Source organism: Streptomyces sp. CY-1, assembly GCF_047218265.1.
Classification (GTDB): Bacteria; Actinomycetota; Actinomycetes; order Streptomycetales; family Streptomycetaceae; genus Streptomyces; species Streptomyces niphimycinicus.
Map to the genome: position 1 here is coordinate 6,610,802 of NZ_CP178393.1, position 14,709 is coordinate 6,625,510.

Genomic DNA, 14,709 nt, shown 5'->3' on the forward strand with positions numbered 1-14,709 from the left:
CCCTTCCGTTTGTGCGTGGGTGACACATCGCACTTTGGCGGGTAACCACCCGCTCACCTGGGCAAGTGGGCCTCCGATACCGAAGCGATATGCCCATGGTGTAGACCTTGTGGAGGTTTGCAAGGCAGACTCGCTCGACCTCGGGGGAGGACCCTGGAGGATGAAACAAGCCATAGGGTGGGAAAACAGCGGTGCAGCGGCGACGGTTCTTGGGTCTGACAACGGCGGGTGTCGCGGCGGTGGCGACGACACCGGGGCTCACGGCCTGTGGCAGCGACAGCTCCGGCTCGCACGGCGACGCCACGTTGAAGGTGGTCGCGGCCGACTACGGCGACAGCACCGCGAACAGCTCCCAGAAGTACTGGGACAAGCTGGTCCGGGCCTTCGAGGCCAAGAACAGCGGCATCAAGGTCGACGTCAAGGTCTATAGCTGGACCGAAGTGGACCGCCGCGTCGCCGAGATGGTCAAGAACGGTCAGGCCCCGGATATAGCGCAGATCGGCGCGTACGCCGACTACGCCGCGCAGGGCAAGCTCTACCGCGCCGACGAGATGCTCGCCATCCCCACCCAGGCCGGTTTCATCACCTCGATCGCCCATGCGGGCGAGGTGCGGCGGGTGCAGTACGGGGTGCCGTTCGTGGCCAGCGCCCGGCTGCTCTTCTACAACAAGAAGCTCTTCGACCAGGCCGGTATCTCCTCCGCCCCCACGAGCTGGGACGAGCTCAAGGCGGCGGCCGTCCGGCTCAAGGCCGACGGGGTGAAGATCCCCTACGCGCTGCCGCTCGGCCCCGAGGAGTGCCAGGCCGAGACCATGATGTGGATGCTCAGCGGCGGTGGCGGCTACACCGACACCAACGGCAGCTACACCATCGACTCCTCCGCGAACATCGAGACCTTCGAATGGCTGCGGGACGAACTGGTCGGCGCGGACCTCACCGGCCCCCGCTCCCCGGCCCGCACCAACCGGCAGGACGCCTTCGACGCCTTCACCCGCGGCGAGGTCGGCATGCTCAACGGCCACCCGACCCTGATGCAGCAGGCGTCCGGCCACGGCATCAGCTACGGCACCGCGCCACTGCCCGGCCGCAGGGGCAAGTCCCCGTCGACGATGGGCGTCGCCGACTGGCTGATGGCCTTCAAGCAGAACGGCCACCGCACGCAGATCGGGAAGTTCCTCGACTTCGTCTACACCGAGCAGAACGTGCTGGACTTCGTCACCGAGTACGACCTGCTGCCGGTGACCACCGCCGTCGAGCAGACGATGCTCGGCGACCGTCAGTACAAGCGGCTGTGGCGGTTCCTCGACGAGCTGGAGAGCGCCGAGTTCTACCCGGCCGACAAGACCTCCTGGGCGGAGGTCAGCAAGCTGTTCAAGCAGAAGATCGGCTCGATCGTGGCCAAGGGCGGCGACCCGACGAGCGTGCTGGGCCAGATCCAGCGCGAGGCCGACGCCATGGAGAATGCGGGGGCATGACAGTGGACACGCCCGGCCCCGGCCCCTCCGACGACCCTGCCGGCCCCGCCGACGAGGGCGGGGAGCAGGACGGGGGCCGGGAGCGGGACCCGGGCCCGGGTGACGGGCTGTCCGACCGCGACGTGGCCGTGCTCGCCGTGGAGCGACGCGGCTGGCCGGGCCCCGGAGCCAAGGAGCGGGCGATACGGGAGCGGCTGGGCATCTCCCCGACCCGCTACTACCAGTTGCTGAACGCGCTGTTGGACGACCCCAGGGCCCTGGAGCACGACCCGGTGACCGTCAACCGGCTGCGGCGGGTCAGGGACGAGCGCCGCGAACGGCGCTGAGGTCTGTCGGGGGAGGGTTCACCGGCGGGACGCCCGGGGGAGACCCGTGCTGCCGCCGGGTCCGGTAGGGTCACCGCCATGGGCAGCGCCATGGGCAGTCACCCCCTCCCCGTACCTACCACCGCCGCCGGCCGCGAGGGCCTCGCCGCCCTCCTCGAACGGCCCGGCCGCGCCGTCGTCGGACTCGACTTCGACGGCACCCTCGCCGAGATCGTCCCCGACCCCGACCAGGCCCGCGCCCACCCCGGCGCCGTCCCCGCGCTCTCCCGGCTGGCCCCGCGGCTGCGCTCCGCCGCGGTGATCACCGGCCGTCCGGCCGAGGTCGCCGTCCGGTACGGCGGCCTCGCCGGGGCGAAGGGGCTGGACGGGCTCGTCGTCCTCGGTCTCTACGGCGCCGAGCGCTGGGACGCGGCGAGCGGCGCCGTCCAGGCACCGGAGCCGCACCCCGGCGTCGCCGCCGTCCAGGCCGAACTCCCCGCCGTCCTCGAGGAGTACGGCGCCGCGCGGGGCACCTGGCTCGAGGACAAGGGCCGCGCCGTCGCCGTCCACACCCGCCGCGCCGAGGACCCGCAGGCCACGTTCGAGCTGCTGCGCGCGCCGCTGCACGCCCTGGCCGAGCGCCATGGGCTGATCGTCGAGCCCGGCCGGCTGGTGCTGGAGCTGCGGCCGCCGGGCATGGACAAGGGCGTCGCGCTCACCGAGTACGTACGGCGGACGGGCGCGGAAGCCGTGCTCTACGCGGGCGACGACCTGGGCGACCTGGCCGCGTTCGCGGCGGTGGAGCGGCTGCGCGAGGAGGGTGTGCCGGGGGTGCTGGTGTGCAGCGGCAGCACGGAGGTGACCGAACTCGCCAAGCGGGCCGATCTGGTGGCCGACGGCCCGGCGGGCGTGGTGGAGCTGCTGTCGTCCCTGGCCGACGCGGTCAGCGGCGCCGGCGCCTCGTAGCGCCTGCCCGGACCGCGCCCGTCATCTCGTGGGTCAGTGGCTCGGAAGTCCGCCACCGCCGCGAAACCCGCGCCCCTACAGCGCCCGCAACTGCGCCAGGAACCACGCCTGGGGCGGCAGCGCGGTCGCGGCGGCGGCGAGCCGCTTCGTACGGTCCGCGCGCTCGCCGTCGCTCATGCGCAGCGCCTCGTCCAGCGCACGGGCCGTGGCCTCCACGTCGTACGGGTTGACCACCAGCGCGTCGTCGCCCAGCTCGGCGTACGCCCCCGCCTCCCGCGACAGCACCAGCGCGCATCCCCGCTCGGAGACCACCGGGACCTCCTTGGCCACCAGGTTCATCCCGTCCCGGATGGGGTTGACCAGCGCCACGTCCGCCAGCCGGTAGGCGGCCAGCGACCGTGCGAAGTCGTCCTTCACATGCAGGGCGACCGGGGTCCAGCCGTCCGTGCCGTACTCGGCGTTGATCTCGTCCGCGAGCCGTCGCACCCGCTCGGTGTAGTCGCGGTAGACCGCGAGGTCCTGGCGGGAGGGGTAGGCGAAGGCCACATGCACCACGCGCTCCCGCCACTCGGGGTGGGTCTCCAACAGCCGCCGGTAGGCCAGCAGCCCGCGCACGATGTTCTTGGACAGCTCGGTGCGGTCCACCCGGACGATCGACTTCCGGTCCGGTCCGATCTGCGCCCGCAGACTGGCCAGCCGCTCGTCCACATCGGCCTGCCGGGACCGCTGCCGCAGGAAGTCCGCGTCCGCGCCGAGGCCGTGGACGCCCAGCCGGGTCTCCCGCCCCTCGAAGCGCACGGCCGTCGCCGTGCCATCGCCGTCCCGGACGATCTCCGCGCCCAGCACGGCCGCGCAGCAGTCGGCGAAGGCCCCGGCCCAGCGCTCGGTGAGGAACGCGGCGCGGTCACCGCCGAGGATGCCGCGCAGCACACCCGCCGCGACATCGTCCGGCAGCAGCCGGTAGTAGTCCGGCGGGGCCCAGGGGGTGTGCGAGAAATGACCGATCCGCAGATCGGGGCGGCGCTCGCGGAGCATCGCGGGCACCAGCGCCAGGTGGTAGTCCTGCACCAGGACGACGGCCTCGTCCACCGCCTCCTCGGCGAGCGCGTCCGCGAAGGCCGCGTTATAGCACTCGTAGGCCGCCCACTGGTCGGCGAACTCCGCGTCGAAGACCGGCTCGACCGGGGTCTGGTAGAGCAGATGGTGGACGAACCACAGCACCGAATTGGCGACGCCGTTGTACGCGGCGGCGAAGACATGCGGCGCGATATCGAGCATCCGCACCTGCTGGCCGCCGGTGTCACCGGGGTTCAGATGGCTGTCCCCGGCGCGCCGGGCCGCCTCGCGGTCACCCTCCCCGAGCGCCGCGCACACCCACACCGCGTTCGCGTCCGGGCCGATGGCGCTGAGGCCGGAGACCAGCCCGCCACCGCCGCGCCGGGCGGTGAGCGAGCCGTCCTCGCCCAGGGTGTACGAGACCGGGCCGCGGTTGGACGCGACCAGGATCGGGGCGGTGCGCGGAACTGCCATGTCGCGAGCCTAGCCAGCCGCGACCCCGCGCAAACGTACGTACGGTTTCTTGCCCCGTAGGCGCTATGGGTCGGCGCCGCTGTCCCGTGCCACCCGGGTGGGTCACGCCGCGCGCCGCTCCGCGTACTCCGGTATCTCGATCATCGGCGGCCGCTCCTCGGTGTCCACGGCCGTGGTGCGCGGCTCGAAGCCGGTCTCGCCCCGGTCGAACTGGGTCAGCCGCGGCCGCACCAAATGGCCCCGGGCCAGCCGCAACTGCGCGGTGCGGTAGATCGCGGCCGCCATCCGGCCGAGCGCCAGCCCGTCCTGGTGGCGGTGTTTGCGCACCCCGATGTCCACCTGGCCGAGCGCGTCGAGACCCACCGTGTGCAGCGCGTCGACCAGCAGCCCCAGCTCGACCCCGTAGCCGACCGGGAAGGGCAGCCGCTCCAGCAGCGTGCGGCGCGCCGCGTACTCACCGCCCAGCGGCTGGACGAACCCGGCCAACTGGGGCCAGTGCAGATTCAGCAGCGGGCGGGCGACCAGCTCGGTGACCCGGCCGCCCTGGCCCGCCACATCGCCGAGCGGGCGGTCGTACATGCCCTTCACCAGGTGCAGCGTGGGGTCGGTCAGCAGCGGACCGACGATCCCCGAGACGAAGCGCGGATCGAATTCCCGCAGGTCGGCGTCGATGAAGCAGATGATGTCGCCGCTCGTGGCCAGCAGGGAGCGCCACAGCACCTCGCCCTTGCCGGGCAGCGCGGGCAGCCGGGGGAGCAGCGAGTCGCGGGGGACGACGGTGGCGCCCGCCGCCGCGGCGACCTCGGCGGTGCGGTCCGTCGAGCCGGAGTCCACCACCACCAGCTCGTCCACCAGCGGCGCCGACTCGCCCATCAGCTCCCGGCGGATGGTCGCGGCGATCTCGCCGACCGTGGCCTCTTCGTTCAGGGCGGGCAGGACCACGCTCAGGGTCGTCGCCGAGCCCCGTTTCGCGTCCAGCAGGCGGTCCAGCGGCCGGTCGCCGGCCGACCAGGAGCGGTGCTTCAGCCAGCGCTCCACCTCATCCAGCACCTGTGTCTCTCCCTGCCGTGGTCGCTGTGATCCATCTCGCGCTTCGGACGGCTAGCTCAACCATCCGGGCCGTCGGTTACAGTCTTGAACAACGCACATGACCGTCGTATGTCGGGGTCGACCTCGGTGTTTACCAAGGAAGCCCGTGACGATGCCGTGCGGACAAACGCCCGGGTCCGCCCGGTGCCATACCGCTCATCCAGAGGGGCAGAGGGAACGGCCCGTTGAAGCCCCGGCAACCCTCCAGCCGATCTCGCATTCCGCAGCGAGGCTCCCGGCTCGGGAAGGTGCCAATTCCGTCTCGTGGCGAAATGCGTCGCGAGGAAGATGAGGAGAAAGGGCCTCGCCATCCATGGCTGTGCAGTCAGTAGAAAGCTCAACCACTTCCTCCGCCTCCGACGCCCCCGGTGCCTTCGGTCCCGCCATCGCATTGTCCTGCCGGGAGTGCGGTGAGCGGTTCGATCTCGGCCCGATCTTCGCGTGTGAGGTCTGTTTCGGGCCGCTCGAGGTCGCGTACGAGCTGCCGGCCGGTGACCCGGAGGAGCTGCGGCGGCGCATCGAGGCCGGTCCGAACAGCATCTGGCGCTATGCCCCGCTGCTGCCCGTCCCGGCGGACGTGGCGGACCTGCCCAGCCTGCACCCCGGTTTCACCCAGCTCGTCAAGGCCGACAACCTCGCCCGTGAGCTCGGCGTCACCGGTGAGCTGCACATCAAGGACGACTCCGGGAACCCCACCCACTCCTTCAAGGACCGGGTCGTCGCCATCGCCGTCCAGGCCGCCCGGACCTTCGGCTTCACCACCCTCTCCTGCTCCTCCACCGGCAACCTGGCCGGCGCGGTCGGCGCCGCGGCCGCCCGCGCGGGCTTCCGCTCCTGCGTCTTCATCCCGCACGACCTGGAGGCGGGCAAGGTCGTCATGGCCGCGGTCTACGGCGGTGAGCTGGTCGGCATCGAGGGCACCTACGACGACGTCAACCGCTTCTGTAGCGAGCTGATCGGCGACCCGGCGGGCGAGGGCTGGGGCTTCGTCAACGTCAATCTGCGGCCGTACTACGGCGAGGGCTCCAAGACCCTGGCCTACGAGATCTGCGAGCAGCTCGGCTGGCGGCTGCCGGACCAGATCGTCATCCCGATCGCCTCCGGCTCCCAGCTCACCAAGATCGACAAGGGGCTGAAGGAGCTGATCTCGATCGGTCTGGTCGAGGACAAGCCCTACAAGATCTTCGGCGCCCAGGCCGAGGGCTGCTCCCCGGTCTCCGCCGCCTTCAAGGCCGGCCATGACGTCGTCCGGCCGCAGAAGCCGCGGACCATCGCCAAGTCGCTGGCCATCGGCAACCCCGCGGACGGCCCGTACGTCCTGGACATCGCCCGCCGTACGGGCGGCGCGGTGGAGGACGTGAACGACGAGCAGATCGTCGACGCGATCAAGCTGCTCGCCCGCACCGAGGGGATCTTCGCGGAGACCGCGGGCGGGGTGACCGTCGGCGTGACCAAGAAGCTGATCGAGGACGGTCTGCTCGACCCGTCCCTGACGACCGTCGTGCTCAACACCGGCGACGGCCTCAAGACCCTCGACGCGGTGGCCCCCACCACGGGTCCCTCCGCCATCATCCGCCCCACCCTTGACTCGTTCCGAGAGGCTGGTCTCGCATGAGCGTCAACGTCCGAATTCCGACCATCCTGCGCACCTACACCGCCGGTCAGGCCGAGGTCCCCGCCGAGGGCGCGACCCTCGCCGAGGTCCTGGCGGACCTGGAGAAGAACCACCAGGGCATCGCGGCCCGTGTGCTGGACGACACCGGCAAGCTCCGCCGCTTCGTCAACGTCTACGTCAACGACGACGACGTCCGCTTCGCCGACGGCCTGGCCACGGCGACCCCGGACGGTGCCGGGATCTCGATCATCCCGGCGGTCGCGGGCGGCTGCTGACCCCGCGTCCACCCCTCTCACCTTTGGCATCGCCCCGTCCGGGGACAACCGGACGGGGCGATTCCGTGTGTGGAATCGCGATACAGTTGCCCGGATTCCCCGATGGCCCCCGGGTCGGAGCCACATATGAGAACTCGTCAAGTTGTGCGTAAAGTGTGAGCGCGATTTGTCGGGTTGGTTCCCTATGTCCCGCCCGGCTTGCCCGAACTTCACATAATTTCTCACTTTTAACCGTTCGGCCGTGCCCAGAATTCTCGTCCGATTGACCTGTTGCAGAGGGCGTTGGGACGGATACATTCAGCGGCGGTCGACGCGTTCCGGCGCACACCCCCCACATCCGGGGGGTGAGGTCTGACCCGGGTCCGCGGAGTGCGGTCCTGCGCAAGGGCCAGCAATAGGGGAGTTAGGAATGGCTCAGGGCACCGTCAAGTGGTTCAACGCGGAGAAGGGGTACGGCTTCATCGCGGTCGACGGTGGTGCGGACGTGTTCGTCCACTACAGCGCGATCCAGATGGACGGGTACCGCACCCTCGAGGAAGGCCAGCGGGTCGAGTTCGAGATCTCGCAGGGTCAGAAGGGCCCGCAGGCCGACATGGTCCGCGTGGCCGTAGGCTGACGCGCCGACGCGACGCAGTCTGAACAGTACAGTCCGAAGGGTCCGTGTCCCGGCCAGGGTACGGACCCTTCGGCATGTCCGCACTGATCGTTACGGGGTTGGCACCGCCTCGTCCGCGAGGGCGGATGCTCTTCGGGCGCTTGCGCCCACCCGTCACCCGGCCACCACCCCTCAAGGATGGCCTCCGGCCGCTTGCGCCCACCCGTCACCCGGCCACCACCCCTCAAGGATGGCCTCCGGCCGCTTGCGCCCACCCGTCACCCGGCCACCACCCCTCAAGGATGGCCTCCGGCCGCTTGCACTCTATAGGTCCGAGTGCTAATCATTGGCGTTAGCACTCTGACGTTGAGAGTGACAGAAGGACCGGGTCGGTGAGGCCCGCCAGGCCATACGGGGCAAGGAACCGTACGGCAGGCAGGCCGTCCGTCGCGGGCGCCAGCGCGGTCCGGAGCAATCCACCCCGTCTTGGGAGGACCACTTCACATGGCCAAGATCATCGCGTTCGACGAGGAGGCGCGGCGCGGCCTCGAGCGCGGGATGAACCAGCTCGCCGACGCCGTCAAGGTCACCCTCGGCCCCAAGGGCCGCAACGTCGTCCTCGAGAAGAAGTGGGGCGCCCCCACGATCACCAACGATGGTGTTTCCATCGCCAAGGAGATCGAGCTCGAGGACGCGTACGAGAAGATCGGCGCCGAGCTGGTCAAGGAGGTCGCGAAGAAGACGGACGACGTCGCCGGTGACGGCACGACGACCGCGACCGTCCTCGCCCAGGCGCTGGTCAAGGAGGGCCTCCGCAACGTCGCCGCGGGTGCCAACCCGATGGCGCTCAAGCGGGGTATCGAGAAGGCCGTCGAGGCCGTCTCCGCCCAGCTTCTCGAGCAGGCCAAGGACGTGGAGACCAAGGAGCAGATCGCCTCCACCGCCTCCATCTCCGCCGCCGACACCCAGATCGGCGAGCTCATCGCCGAGGCGATGGACAAGGTCGGCAAGGAAGGCGTCATCACCGTCGAGGAGTCGCAGACCTTCGGGCTCGAGCTCGAGCTCACCGAGGGCATGCGCTTCGACAAGGGCTACATCTCCCCGTACTTCGCGACGGACATGGAGCGTATGGAGGCGTCGCTCGACGACCCGTACATCCTGATCGTCAACTCCAAGATCAGCAGCGTGAAGGACCTCCTCCCGCTGCTCGAGAAGGTCATGCAGTCGGGCAAGCCGCTGCTGATCATCGCCGAGGACGTCGAGGGCGAGGCCCTGGCCACCCTGGTCGTCAACAAGATCCGTGGCACCTTCAAGTCCGTCGCCGTCAAGGCCCCGGGCTTCGGTGACCGCCGTAAGGCCATGCTCGGTGACATCGCCATCCTTACCGGTGGCACCGTCATCTCCGAGGAGGTCGGCCTCAAGCTGGAGAACGCCGGTCTCGACCTGCTCGGCCGCGCCCGTAAGGTCACCGTCACCAAGGACGAGACCACCATCGTGGACGGCGCCGGCGACACCGACCAGGTGCAGGGCCGCGTCAACCAGATCCGCGCCGAGATCGAGTCCTCGGACTCGGACTACGACCGCGAGAAGCTTCAGGAGCGCCTGGCGAAGCTGGCCGGCGGCGTGGCCGTCATCAAGGCCGGTGCCGCCACCGAGGTCGAGCTCAAGGAGCGCAAGCACCGCATCGAGGACGCGGTGCGCAACGCCAAGGCGGCCGTCGAGGAGGGCATCGTCGCCGGTGGTGGCGTGGCCCTGCTTCAGACCGTCTCGGTCTTCGAGAAGCTGGAGCTCGACGGTGACGAGGCCACCGGTGCCCAGGCCGTGCGCCTGGCCCTGGAGGCCCCGCTGAAGCAGATCGCGGTCAACGCCGGTCTCGAGGGCGGCGTCGTGGTCGAGAAGGTGCGCAACCTGACCCCGGGCCACGGCCTCAACGCCGCGACCGGTGAGTACGTCGACCTGATCGCCGAGGGCATCATCGACCCGGCCAAGGTCACGCGCTCCGCGCTCCAGAACGCCGCGTCGATCGCCGCGCTGTTCCTCACCACCGAGGCCGTCATCGCCGACAAGCCGGAGAAGGCCGCCCCGGCGGGCGCTCCGGGCGGCATGCCGGGCGGTGACATGGACTTCTGATCGACTCGGCGCGTTCGTTCGCCGGTCGGTCGTACCGTCCAAGACGTCGGGGCGGCACCCTCTCCCAGGGGTGCCGCCCCGACGGCGTTTTTGGGGATGGGCGGGCGTGTTTTGGGGATGGCGTGTTTTGGGGATGGGCGGGTGAGGATTCCGGGGCCCGGCGTATCCGGGCCTACTCCTTGGCCGCCTCGAGGGCGGCGCGCAGATGGCCGTGCGCCTCGGCGAGCAGCTTCTCGGCGGTCGGGGCGTCCACCTCGCCCAGGATGGTGAGGATCGCGTTCTTCACCTCGCCGTCCGTGGCCGCCAGCGCGCTCTCGATCCGCTGGTCGGAGGCGCCGGTCGCCAGGGAGACGATCCTCCGCGAGCGGGCGCGCAGCTTGTCGTTGGAGGCGCGCACGTCGACCATCAGATTTCCGAAGGTCTTGCCCAACCGGATCATGGTGATGGTCGAGATCATGTTGAGTACCAGCTTCTGGGCGGTGCCCGCCTTCAGCCGCGTCGAGCCGGTGAGCAGCTCCGGCCCCACGACGATCTCGATGCCGTGGTCGGCCGCGGCGGCGAGCGCCGAGTCGGCGTTGCAGGACAGCCCGACGGTGAGCGCGCCGAGCCGGCGGCCGTGTTCGACCGAGCCCACGGCGTACGGGGTGCGGCCGGAGGCCGAGACGCCGACCACCGTGTCGTCGGGGCCGACCCCGAGCAGATCGAGGTCCCGGGCGGCCAGCTCCGCGCTGTCCTCCGCGCCCTCGACCGAGGTCACCACGGCGTCCGGGCCGCCCGCGATCACCCCGACGACCTGCTCGGGCCGGGTGTTGAAGGTGGGCGGGCATTCGCTCGCGTCCAGCACCCCGAGCCGTCCGGCGGTGCCCGCGCCCGTATAGAGGAGACGGCCGCCACGGGACATCCGCGCGGCGATGGCGTCGATGGCGGCGGCGATGCGGGGAAGCTGGCGGGCGACGGCGGTGGGGACGCCGGCGTCCTCCGCGTTCATGATCCGGGCGATCTCGAGGGTTTCCAGCCGGTCGATCTCGGCGAGTTCGGGGCGGAACGCCTCGGTGGTCAGGGTGTCGAGCTGGGCGCGGAGCCGGGTGGAGTCCTGGTCGGCCGCGGAGTCGGTGGGGTCGGCTGCGAAGTCGGCGGAAGTCATGGCGAAGCGGCTCTTTCCGGTACGTCAGGGCGGGGGGTGGGGGTGGCACTGGATGGGGGTGACGGTGACTGGATGAGCGGTCACCGGGCGAAGCGATGATCGGTGCCCGGCTCAGCGATGCCCGGGGCGCGGGTCGTGGCGGTGCGCGAGGGCCTCGTACGACGCGGAGAGGGCGGGCGCCGCCGATTCGTACGTCCGCTGGGCGACCCCTATGAACAGGCAGTCCACCACCAGGAGCTGGCTGGTGCGGCTGGACATGGCCGCCGGGCGCAGCTCGCTCTCCCGGGCGGTGGAGGTGGTGAGCACCAGGTCCGCGTACTGCGCGACCTCGCCGTCCGGCCGTCCGGTGATCGCGACGGTGGTCGCACCGCGCTCGAAGGCCGCCCGCAGCGGCTCGATGACGTCCGTCGTACGCCCGGAGTGGGTGATCGCGATGGCGACGTCGCCGGAGTGCAACTGGACCGCGTTGGTGACCGCGAGATGCGGATCGGCGTGGGCGTGGGCTATCAGCCCGATGCGCAGCAGCTTCTGGACCAGGTCCTGGCCGACGAGGCTGGACGCCCCCACCCCGTACACATCGATCCGGCGCGCCGTGGCCAGCGCCGAGACGGCGGCCTCGACCTGGCTGGTGTCCAGGACGGCGGCGGTGTCGGCCAGACACTGCTGCTCCTCCCGCGCCAGCTTGGTGACCACGTCGGCGATCGGATCGTCGACCGCGATGTCCGCGGTGACGGCCGGGGCCCGCCCGGCGGCCTGGTGTGCGGCGAGCGCGGCGAGCGCGATGCGCAGATCGCGATATCCGGGGTAGCCGAGCAGCCGGGAGGTGCGGACGACGGTGGCCTCGCTGGTGCCGGTCCGCTCGGCGAGCCCGGTGACGGTGAGCGCCGCGCAACCGGCCGGATCCCCCGCCACGGCCTCGGCCACGCGCTGCATGGAGCGGGTCATGGACGGGCCTAACGTGCGCACCTTCGCGGCGAGGGCGGCCGGAGCGGGCGGGGTGGGGTCGGATTGCGGTGGTGGCATGAAAGTTTCCTTCAGGTCGCTGTTCATCCGCGAAAGCTATTTCCGGCCACAGGGCCCGTCAACCCTCCGGGCACCGGGTCGCGGCGAGAGGGAGCGAGACGCGGCGACGAGAGGGAGCGAGACGCGGCGACGAGAGGGAGCGAGACCGAGGATGAAGCGAACAGGCGGCAGGAGGAAGCAAAGGTGACAATGGGACCCATGAAGCTCGAACACGCACTGCACGCGGCCCGCGCCCTGGTCCTGGCCGACCTCGCGGCGGGCGAGGTCGCCCGGGCCGATATCGTCTCGCTGGTCGAAGACGCGATCGCGCACCGTCGGTGGTGGGTCGAGCAGTGGCCGGAAGGTGTCGAATACGTGGCCGGGCTGGTCGCCCAGGACGTCCAGGACGCCCTGCTGGAACGGTACGGCCGATGGCCGCTGTGCCCCGTCTGCACCCAGGGCGGCGACCTCCACGCCCTCGATGTGGAGCCCGAGTTGGGCCCCAACCCGCACTGGGTCTGCGGCAAGACGGCGGTCGCGGTGGCGCCCGTGGGATCGCTGGGCACCACCCTCTGATGGCCGTACTGATCGACCCGCCCTCGTGGCCGGGCCACGGCCGCTTGTGGTCCCACCTGGTCAGCGATGTCTCCTACGCCGAACTCCACGCCTTCGCCGCCCGCCTCGGCGCCCCGCGCCGAGGCTTCGACCGCGACCACTACGACCTGCCGAGCGAGCTGTACGCGAAGGCGGTGGGGGCGGGTGCGGAGGAGGTCGGCAGCAAGGAACTCCTCCGCCGCCTGAAGGCCGCGGGCCTCCGGCGCCCCAAGCGAGCCGCGAACGCGAACGCGAACGCGGACGCGGACTGACCGGTGCGGGCGGGCCTGCGGCCCGCCCTGCCGACCGGCCGCCCGGCGCGGCCGGCCGCCACGTCCGCGCTGCGCGTAGGTCTGCGCGCGCTGCCGTTCGTGCCCCCGAGCGGCCGAGGGCGGTCGCGCTGGGGGCGGTGCGCCGCCTGAAGGCCGCGGGTCTCCGCCGCCCCAAGCGAGCCGCGGACGCGAACGCGAACGCGGACGCGGACTGACCGGTGCGGGCGGGCCTGCGGCCCGCCCTGCCGACCGGCCGCCCGGTGCGACCGGCCGCCACGCCCTCGCCGCGCGTAGGTCTGGGCGCGTCCGCGCTGCCGCTCGTGCCCCGAGCGGCCGAGGGCGGCCGCGCCGCGGCGGTATGGCGGGTCTCAAGCCCAAAGCGTCGGCGTCAAGGTGAGTGCCCCGCGCGGGCGGTGTCGTCGCGCTCGGTCAGTGCGTTGTGCGCGACGGGTCGGGGGTCGCTTCCGTGTCCGCCGGGGAGTGCGTCGCCGATGTGGCGATGACGCGCGAGGCACCGGCCGCCCGGTGCAGCCGCATCGCGGCGACCGTCGTCAGCACGCCCGTACCGGCGAGTGCCGCACCCGTCCAGGCGACCGCCGGGTAGCCCCAGCCCAGGTCGATGACGAGGCCGCCGAGCCACGGGCCCACCGTGTTGCCGATGTTGAAGGCCGAGGTGTTCGTCGCGCCCGCGAGCGTGGGCGCGGCGCCCGCGAGGTTGAACATCCGGGCGTTGAGCGCGGGCGCGGTGAAGAAGGCGGTGAAGCCGAGCAGCAGCGCCAAGGTCACGGCCGCGACCGCGCTGTGCGCGGTCAGCGCCAGCGCGCTCAGCACGACCGTCGAGGCGGTGATGCCCCCGAGCATCGTGCCGAACAGATGCGCGTCCGCGATCCGCCCGCCGAGCACCGTACCCAGCAGTGCGCCGACCCCGAACAGCGCGAGCACGGTCGGCACCCAGCCCTCGTCCAGCCCCGCCACATCCGTCAGCAGCGGCCCGAGGTAGGAGAACAGGCAGAAGACCGCGCCACCGCTCAGCGCGGTGGCGGCCAGCGCCAGCCACACCTGCCGGTCGCGGTAGATGCGCAACTCGGCCCGCAGCCGCGGCCGGTCGTCCCCGGTCGGCACCTCCGTACGCGGTACGAGCGCGACGACGCCGACCAGCCCGAGCGCCGACAGCCCGGCCACCGCCCAGAAGGCGGCGCGCCACCCCGCGTGCTGCCCGAGCAGCGCCCCGGCGGGGACCCCGGCGATGTTCGCGATGCTCAGCCCGCCGACCATCACCGCCATCGCCTTCGCCCGCGCGTTCACCGGCACCAGCGATACGGCCACCGCGGCGCCCACCGCCCAGAACCCGGCGCACGCGAGCGCGCTGACGACCCGCGAGGCGAACAGCACTCCGTACGACGGCGCCAGCGCCCCCGCGATCTGCCCGAGGCCGAACGCCGCCAGCAGCGCCATCAGCGTCGTCCGTCGCGGCAGCCGCAACGTGGCCGCCGCCAGCACCGGCGCCCCGACCACCATCCCGATCGCGAAGGCCGATATCAGCAACCCGGCCGTGGGGATGGACACCCCCATGTCCCGCGCGACGGGTTGCAGCAGCCCGGACAGCATGAACTCGGAGGTGCCGAGGGCGAAGACGGACAGCCCGAGGACGTAGACCGCCAAGGGCATGCGGGAGCGAGCGGAATCCGCTGGGGAAGACGAGGGCATGCCAGGCTCA

Annotated in this window: 14 protein-coding genes and 1 riboswitch; of the genes, 9 read left to right on the forward strand and 5 right to left on the reverse strand. The window is 71.4% G+C overall.

What is annotated here, in order from left to right; genetic code table 11:
* Nucleotides 1-191: 191 nt before the first annotated feature.
* The 3 genes from ACK1X7_RS28470 to otsB all read left to right on the forward strand — a co-directional run bounded on the left by ACK1X7_RS28470 (nt 192) and on the right by otsB (nt 2,746).
* On the forward strand, nt 192-1,475 hold the full coding sequence (locus ACK1X7_RS28470; protein ID WP_385143396.1) for an extracellular solute-binding protein: 1,284 nt from the start codon (nt 192-194) through the stop codon (nt 1,473-1,475).
* Nucleotides 1,472-1,801, forward strand: coding sequence for a DUF3263 domain-containing protein (locus ACK1X7_RS28475; RefSeq protein WP_385143393.1), 330 nt, complete (start codon nt 1,472-1,474; stop codon nt 1,799-1,801). The genes ACK1X7_RS28470 and ACK1X7_RS28475 overlap by 4 nt, the downstream gene beginning before the upstream one ends.
* A 90-nt stretch (nt 1,802-1,891) precedes the next feature.
* Entirely contained in the window at nt 1,892-2,746 is an 855-nt protein-coding gene (otsB, locus tag ACK1X7_RS28480; protein WP_385143443.1) for a trehalose-phosphatase, read from the forward strand.
* 75 nt (nt 2,747-2,821) lie between these two features.
* Here otsB and ACK1X7_RS28485 read toward each other — a convergent pair whose 3' ends face one another.
* The gene (locus ACK1X7_RS28485) at nt 2,822-4,276 is read right to left on the reverse strand and encodes an alpha,alpha-trehalose-phosphate synthase (UDP-forming) (protein ID WP_413115807.1); all 1,455 of its coding nucleotides are present in this window, start codon (nt 4,274-4,276) and stop codon (nt 2,822-2,824) included.
* Between the two features lie 102 nt (nt 4,277-4,378).
* Nucleotides 4,379-5,326, reverse strand: a complete 948-nt coding sequence (locus ACK1X7_RS28490; protein ID WP_385143387.1) for a glucosyl-3-phosphoglycerate synthase — start codon at nt 5,324-5,326, stop codon at nt 4,379-4,381.
* 192 nt (nt 5,327-5,518) lie between these two features.
* A riboswitch (SAM riboswitch) is annotated at nt 5,519-5,660 on the forward strand.
* 18 nt (nt 5,661-5,678) lie between these two features.
* Between ACK1X7_RS28490 and thrC the strand changes: the two genes are divergently transcribed.
* The 4 genes from thrC (at nt 5,679) to groL (ending at nt 9,980) form a co-directional block, all read left to right on the forward strand.
* Nucleotides 5,679-6,980, forward strand: coding sequence for a threonine synthase (thrC, locus tag ACK1X7_RS28495; RefSeq protein ID WP_385143384.1), 1,302 nt, complete (start codon nt 5,679-5,681; stop codon nt 6,978-6,980).
* On the forward strand, nt 6,977-7,255 hold the full coding sequence (locus ACK1X7_RS28500; protein WP_059142722.1) for a MoaD/ThiS family protein: 279 nt from the start codon (nt 6,977-6,979) through the stop codon (nt 7,253-7,255). Before thrC ends, ACK1X7_RS28500 begins: the two co-directional genes overlap by 4 nt.
* A 409-nt stretch (nt 7,256-7,664) precedes the next feature.
* Nucleotides 7,665-7,871 carry a cold-shock protein gene (locus ACK1X7_RS28505; protein WP_009716982.1) on the forward strand — a complete coding sequence of 69 codons (207 nt, stop codon included), beginning with the start codon at nt 7,665-7,667 and terminating at the stop codon, nt 7,869-7,871.
* Nucleotides 7,872-8,354: 483 nt separating this feature from the next.
* Nucleotides 8,355-9,980: a chaperonin GroEL gene (groL, locus tag ACK1X7_RS28510; protein ID WP_030828307.1), complete on the forward strand. Its 1,626-nt coding sequence runs from the start codon at nt 8,355-8,357 to the stop codon at nt 9,978-9,980.
* 172 nt (nt 9,981-10,152) lie between these two features.
* On the opposite strand, the gene murQ is transcribed toward groL, so the two are convergent.
* Nucleotides 10,153-11,124, reverse strand: a complete 972-nt coding sequence (murQ, locus tag ACK1X7_RS28515) for an N-acetylmuramic acid 6-phosphate etherase (protein WP_385143381.1) — start codon at nt 11,122-11,124, stop codon at nt 10,153-10,155.
* A gap of 111 nt (nt 11,125-11,235) precedes the next feature.
* Nucleotides 11,236-12,174 (reverse strand): MurR/RpiR family transcriptional regulator, encoded by a 939-nt coding sequence (locus tag ACK1X7_RS28520; RefSeq protein WP_385143378.1) that lies wholly within the window; start codon nt 12,172-12,174, stop codon nt 11,236-11,238.
* Nucleotides 12,175-12,345: 171 nt separating this feature from the next.
* On the opposite strand from ACK1X7_RS28520, the gene ACK1X7_RS28525 reads away from it, so the two are divergent.
* Nucleotides 12,346-12,702: a hypothetical protein gene (locus ACK1X7_RS28525; protein WP_361497253.1), complete on the forward strand. Its 357-nt coding sequence runs from the start codon at nt 12,346-12,348 to the stop codon at nt 12,700-12,702.
* On the forward strand, nt 12,702-12,992 hold the full coding sequence (locus ACK1X7_RS28530) for a DUF4031 domain-containing protein (protein WP_413115808.1): 291 nt from the start codon (nt 12,702-12,704) through the stop codon (nt 12,990-12,992). The genes ACK1X7_RS28525 and ACK1X7_RS28530 overlap by 1 nt, the downstream gene beginning before the upstream one ends.
* 429 nt (nt 12,993-13,421) lie before the next feature.
* Here the strand turns inward: ACK1X7_RS28530 and ACK1X7_RS28535 are convergent, their stop codons facing one another.
* The gene (locus ACK1X7_RS28535; RefSeq protein ID WP_385148989.1) at nt 13,422-14,660 is read right to left on the reverse strand and encodes a Cmx/CmrA family chloramphenicol efflux MFS transporter; all 1,239 of its coding nucleotides are present in this window, start codon (nt 14,658-14,660) and stop codon (nt 13,422-13,424) included.
* Between the last annotated feature and the right edge of the window lie 49 nt (nt 14,661-14,709).

Excerpts from the sequence above, each read along its gene's own strand:
- ACK1X7_RS28475 (WP_385143393.1), top strand. The coding sequence starts at position 1,472 with ATGACAGTGGACACGCCCGGCCCCGGCCCCTCCGACGACCCTGCCGGC.
- groL (WP_030828307.1), top strand. The coding sequence starts at position 8,355 with ATGGCCAAGATCATCGCGTTCGACGAGGAGGCGCGGCGCGGCCTCGAG.
- ACK1X7_RS28520 (WP_385143378.1), bottom strand. The coding sequence starts at position 12,174 with ATGAACAGCGACCTGAAGGAAACTTTCATGCCACCACCGCAATCCGAC.
- ACK1X7_RS28535 (WP_385148989.1), bottom strand. The coding sequence starts at position 14,660 with ATGCCCTTGGCGGTCTACGTCCTCGGGCTGTCCGTCTTCGCCCTCGGC.
- ACK1X7_RS28485 (WP_413115807.1), bottom strand. The coding sequence starts at position 4,276 with ATGGCAGTTCCGCGCACCGCCCCGATCCTGGTCGCGTCCAACCGCGGC.
- ACK1X7_RS28500 (WP_059142722.1), top strand. The coding sequence starts at position 6,977 with ATGAGCGTCAACGTCCGAATTCCGACCATCCTGCGCACCTACACCGCC.
- thrC (WP_385143384.1), top strand. The coding sequence starts at position 5,679 with ATGGCTGTGCAGTCAGTAGAAAGCTCAACCACTTCCTCCGCCTCCGAC.
- otsB (WP_385143443.1), top strand. The coding sequence starts at position 1,892 with ATGGGCAGTCACCCCCTCCCCGTACCTACCACCGCCGCCGGCCGCGAG.
- ACK1X7_RS28525 (WP_361497253.1), top strand. The coding sequence starts at position 12,346 with ATGAAGCTCGAACACGCACTGCACGCGGCCCGCGCCCTGGTCCTGGCC.
- ACK1X7_RS28505 (WP_009716982.1), top strand. The coding sequence starts at position 7,665 with ATGGCTCAGGGCACCGTCAAGTGGTTCAACGCGGAGAAGGGGTACGGC.
- ACK1X7_RS28530 (WP_413115808.1), top strand. The coding sequence starts at position 12,702 with ATGGCCGTACTGATCGACCCGCCCTCGTGGCCGGGCCACGGCCGCTTG.
- murQ (WP_385143381.1), bottom strand. The coding sequence starts at position 11,124 with ATGACTTCCGCCGACTTCGCAGCCGACCCCACCGACTCCGCGGCCGAC.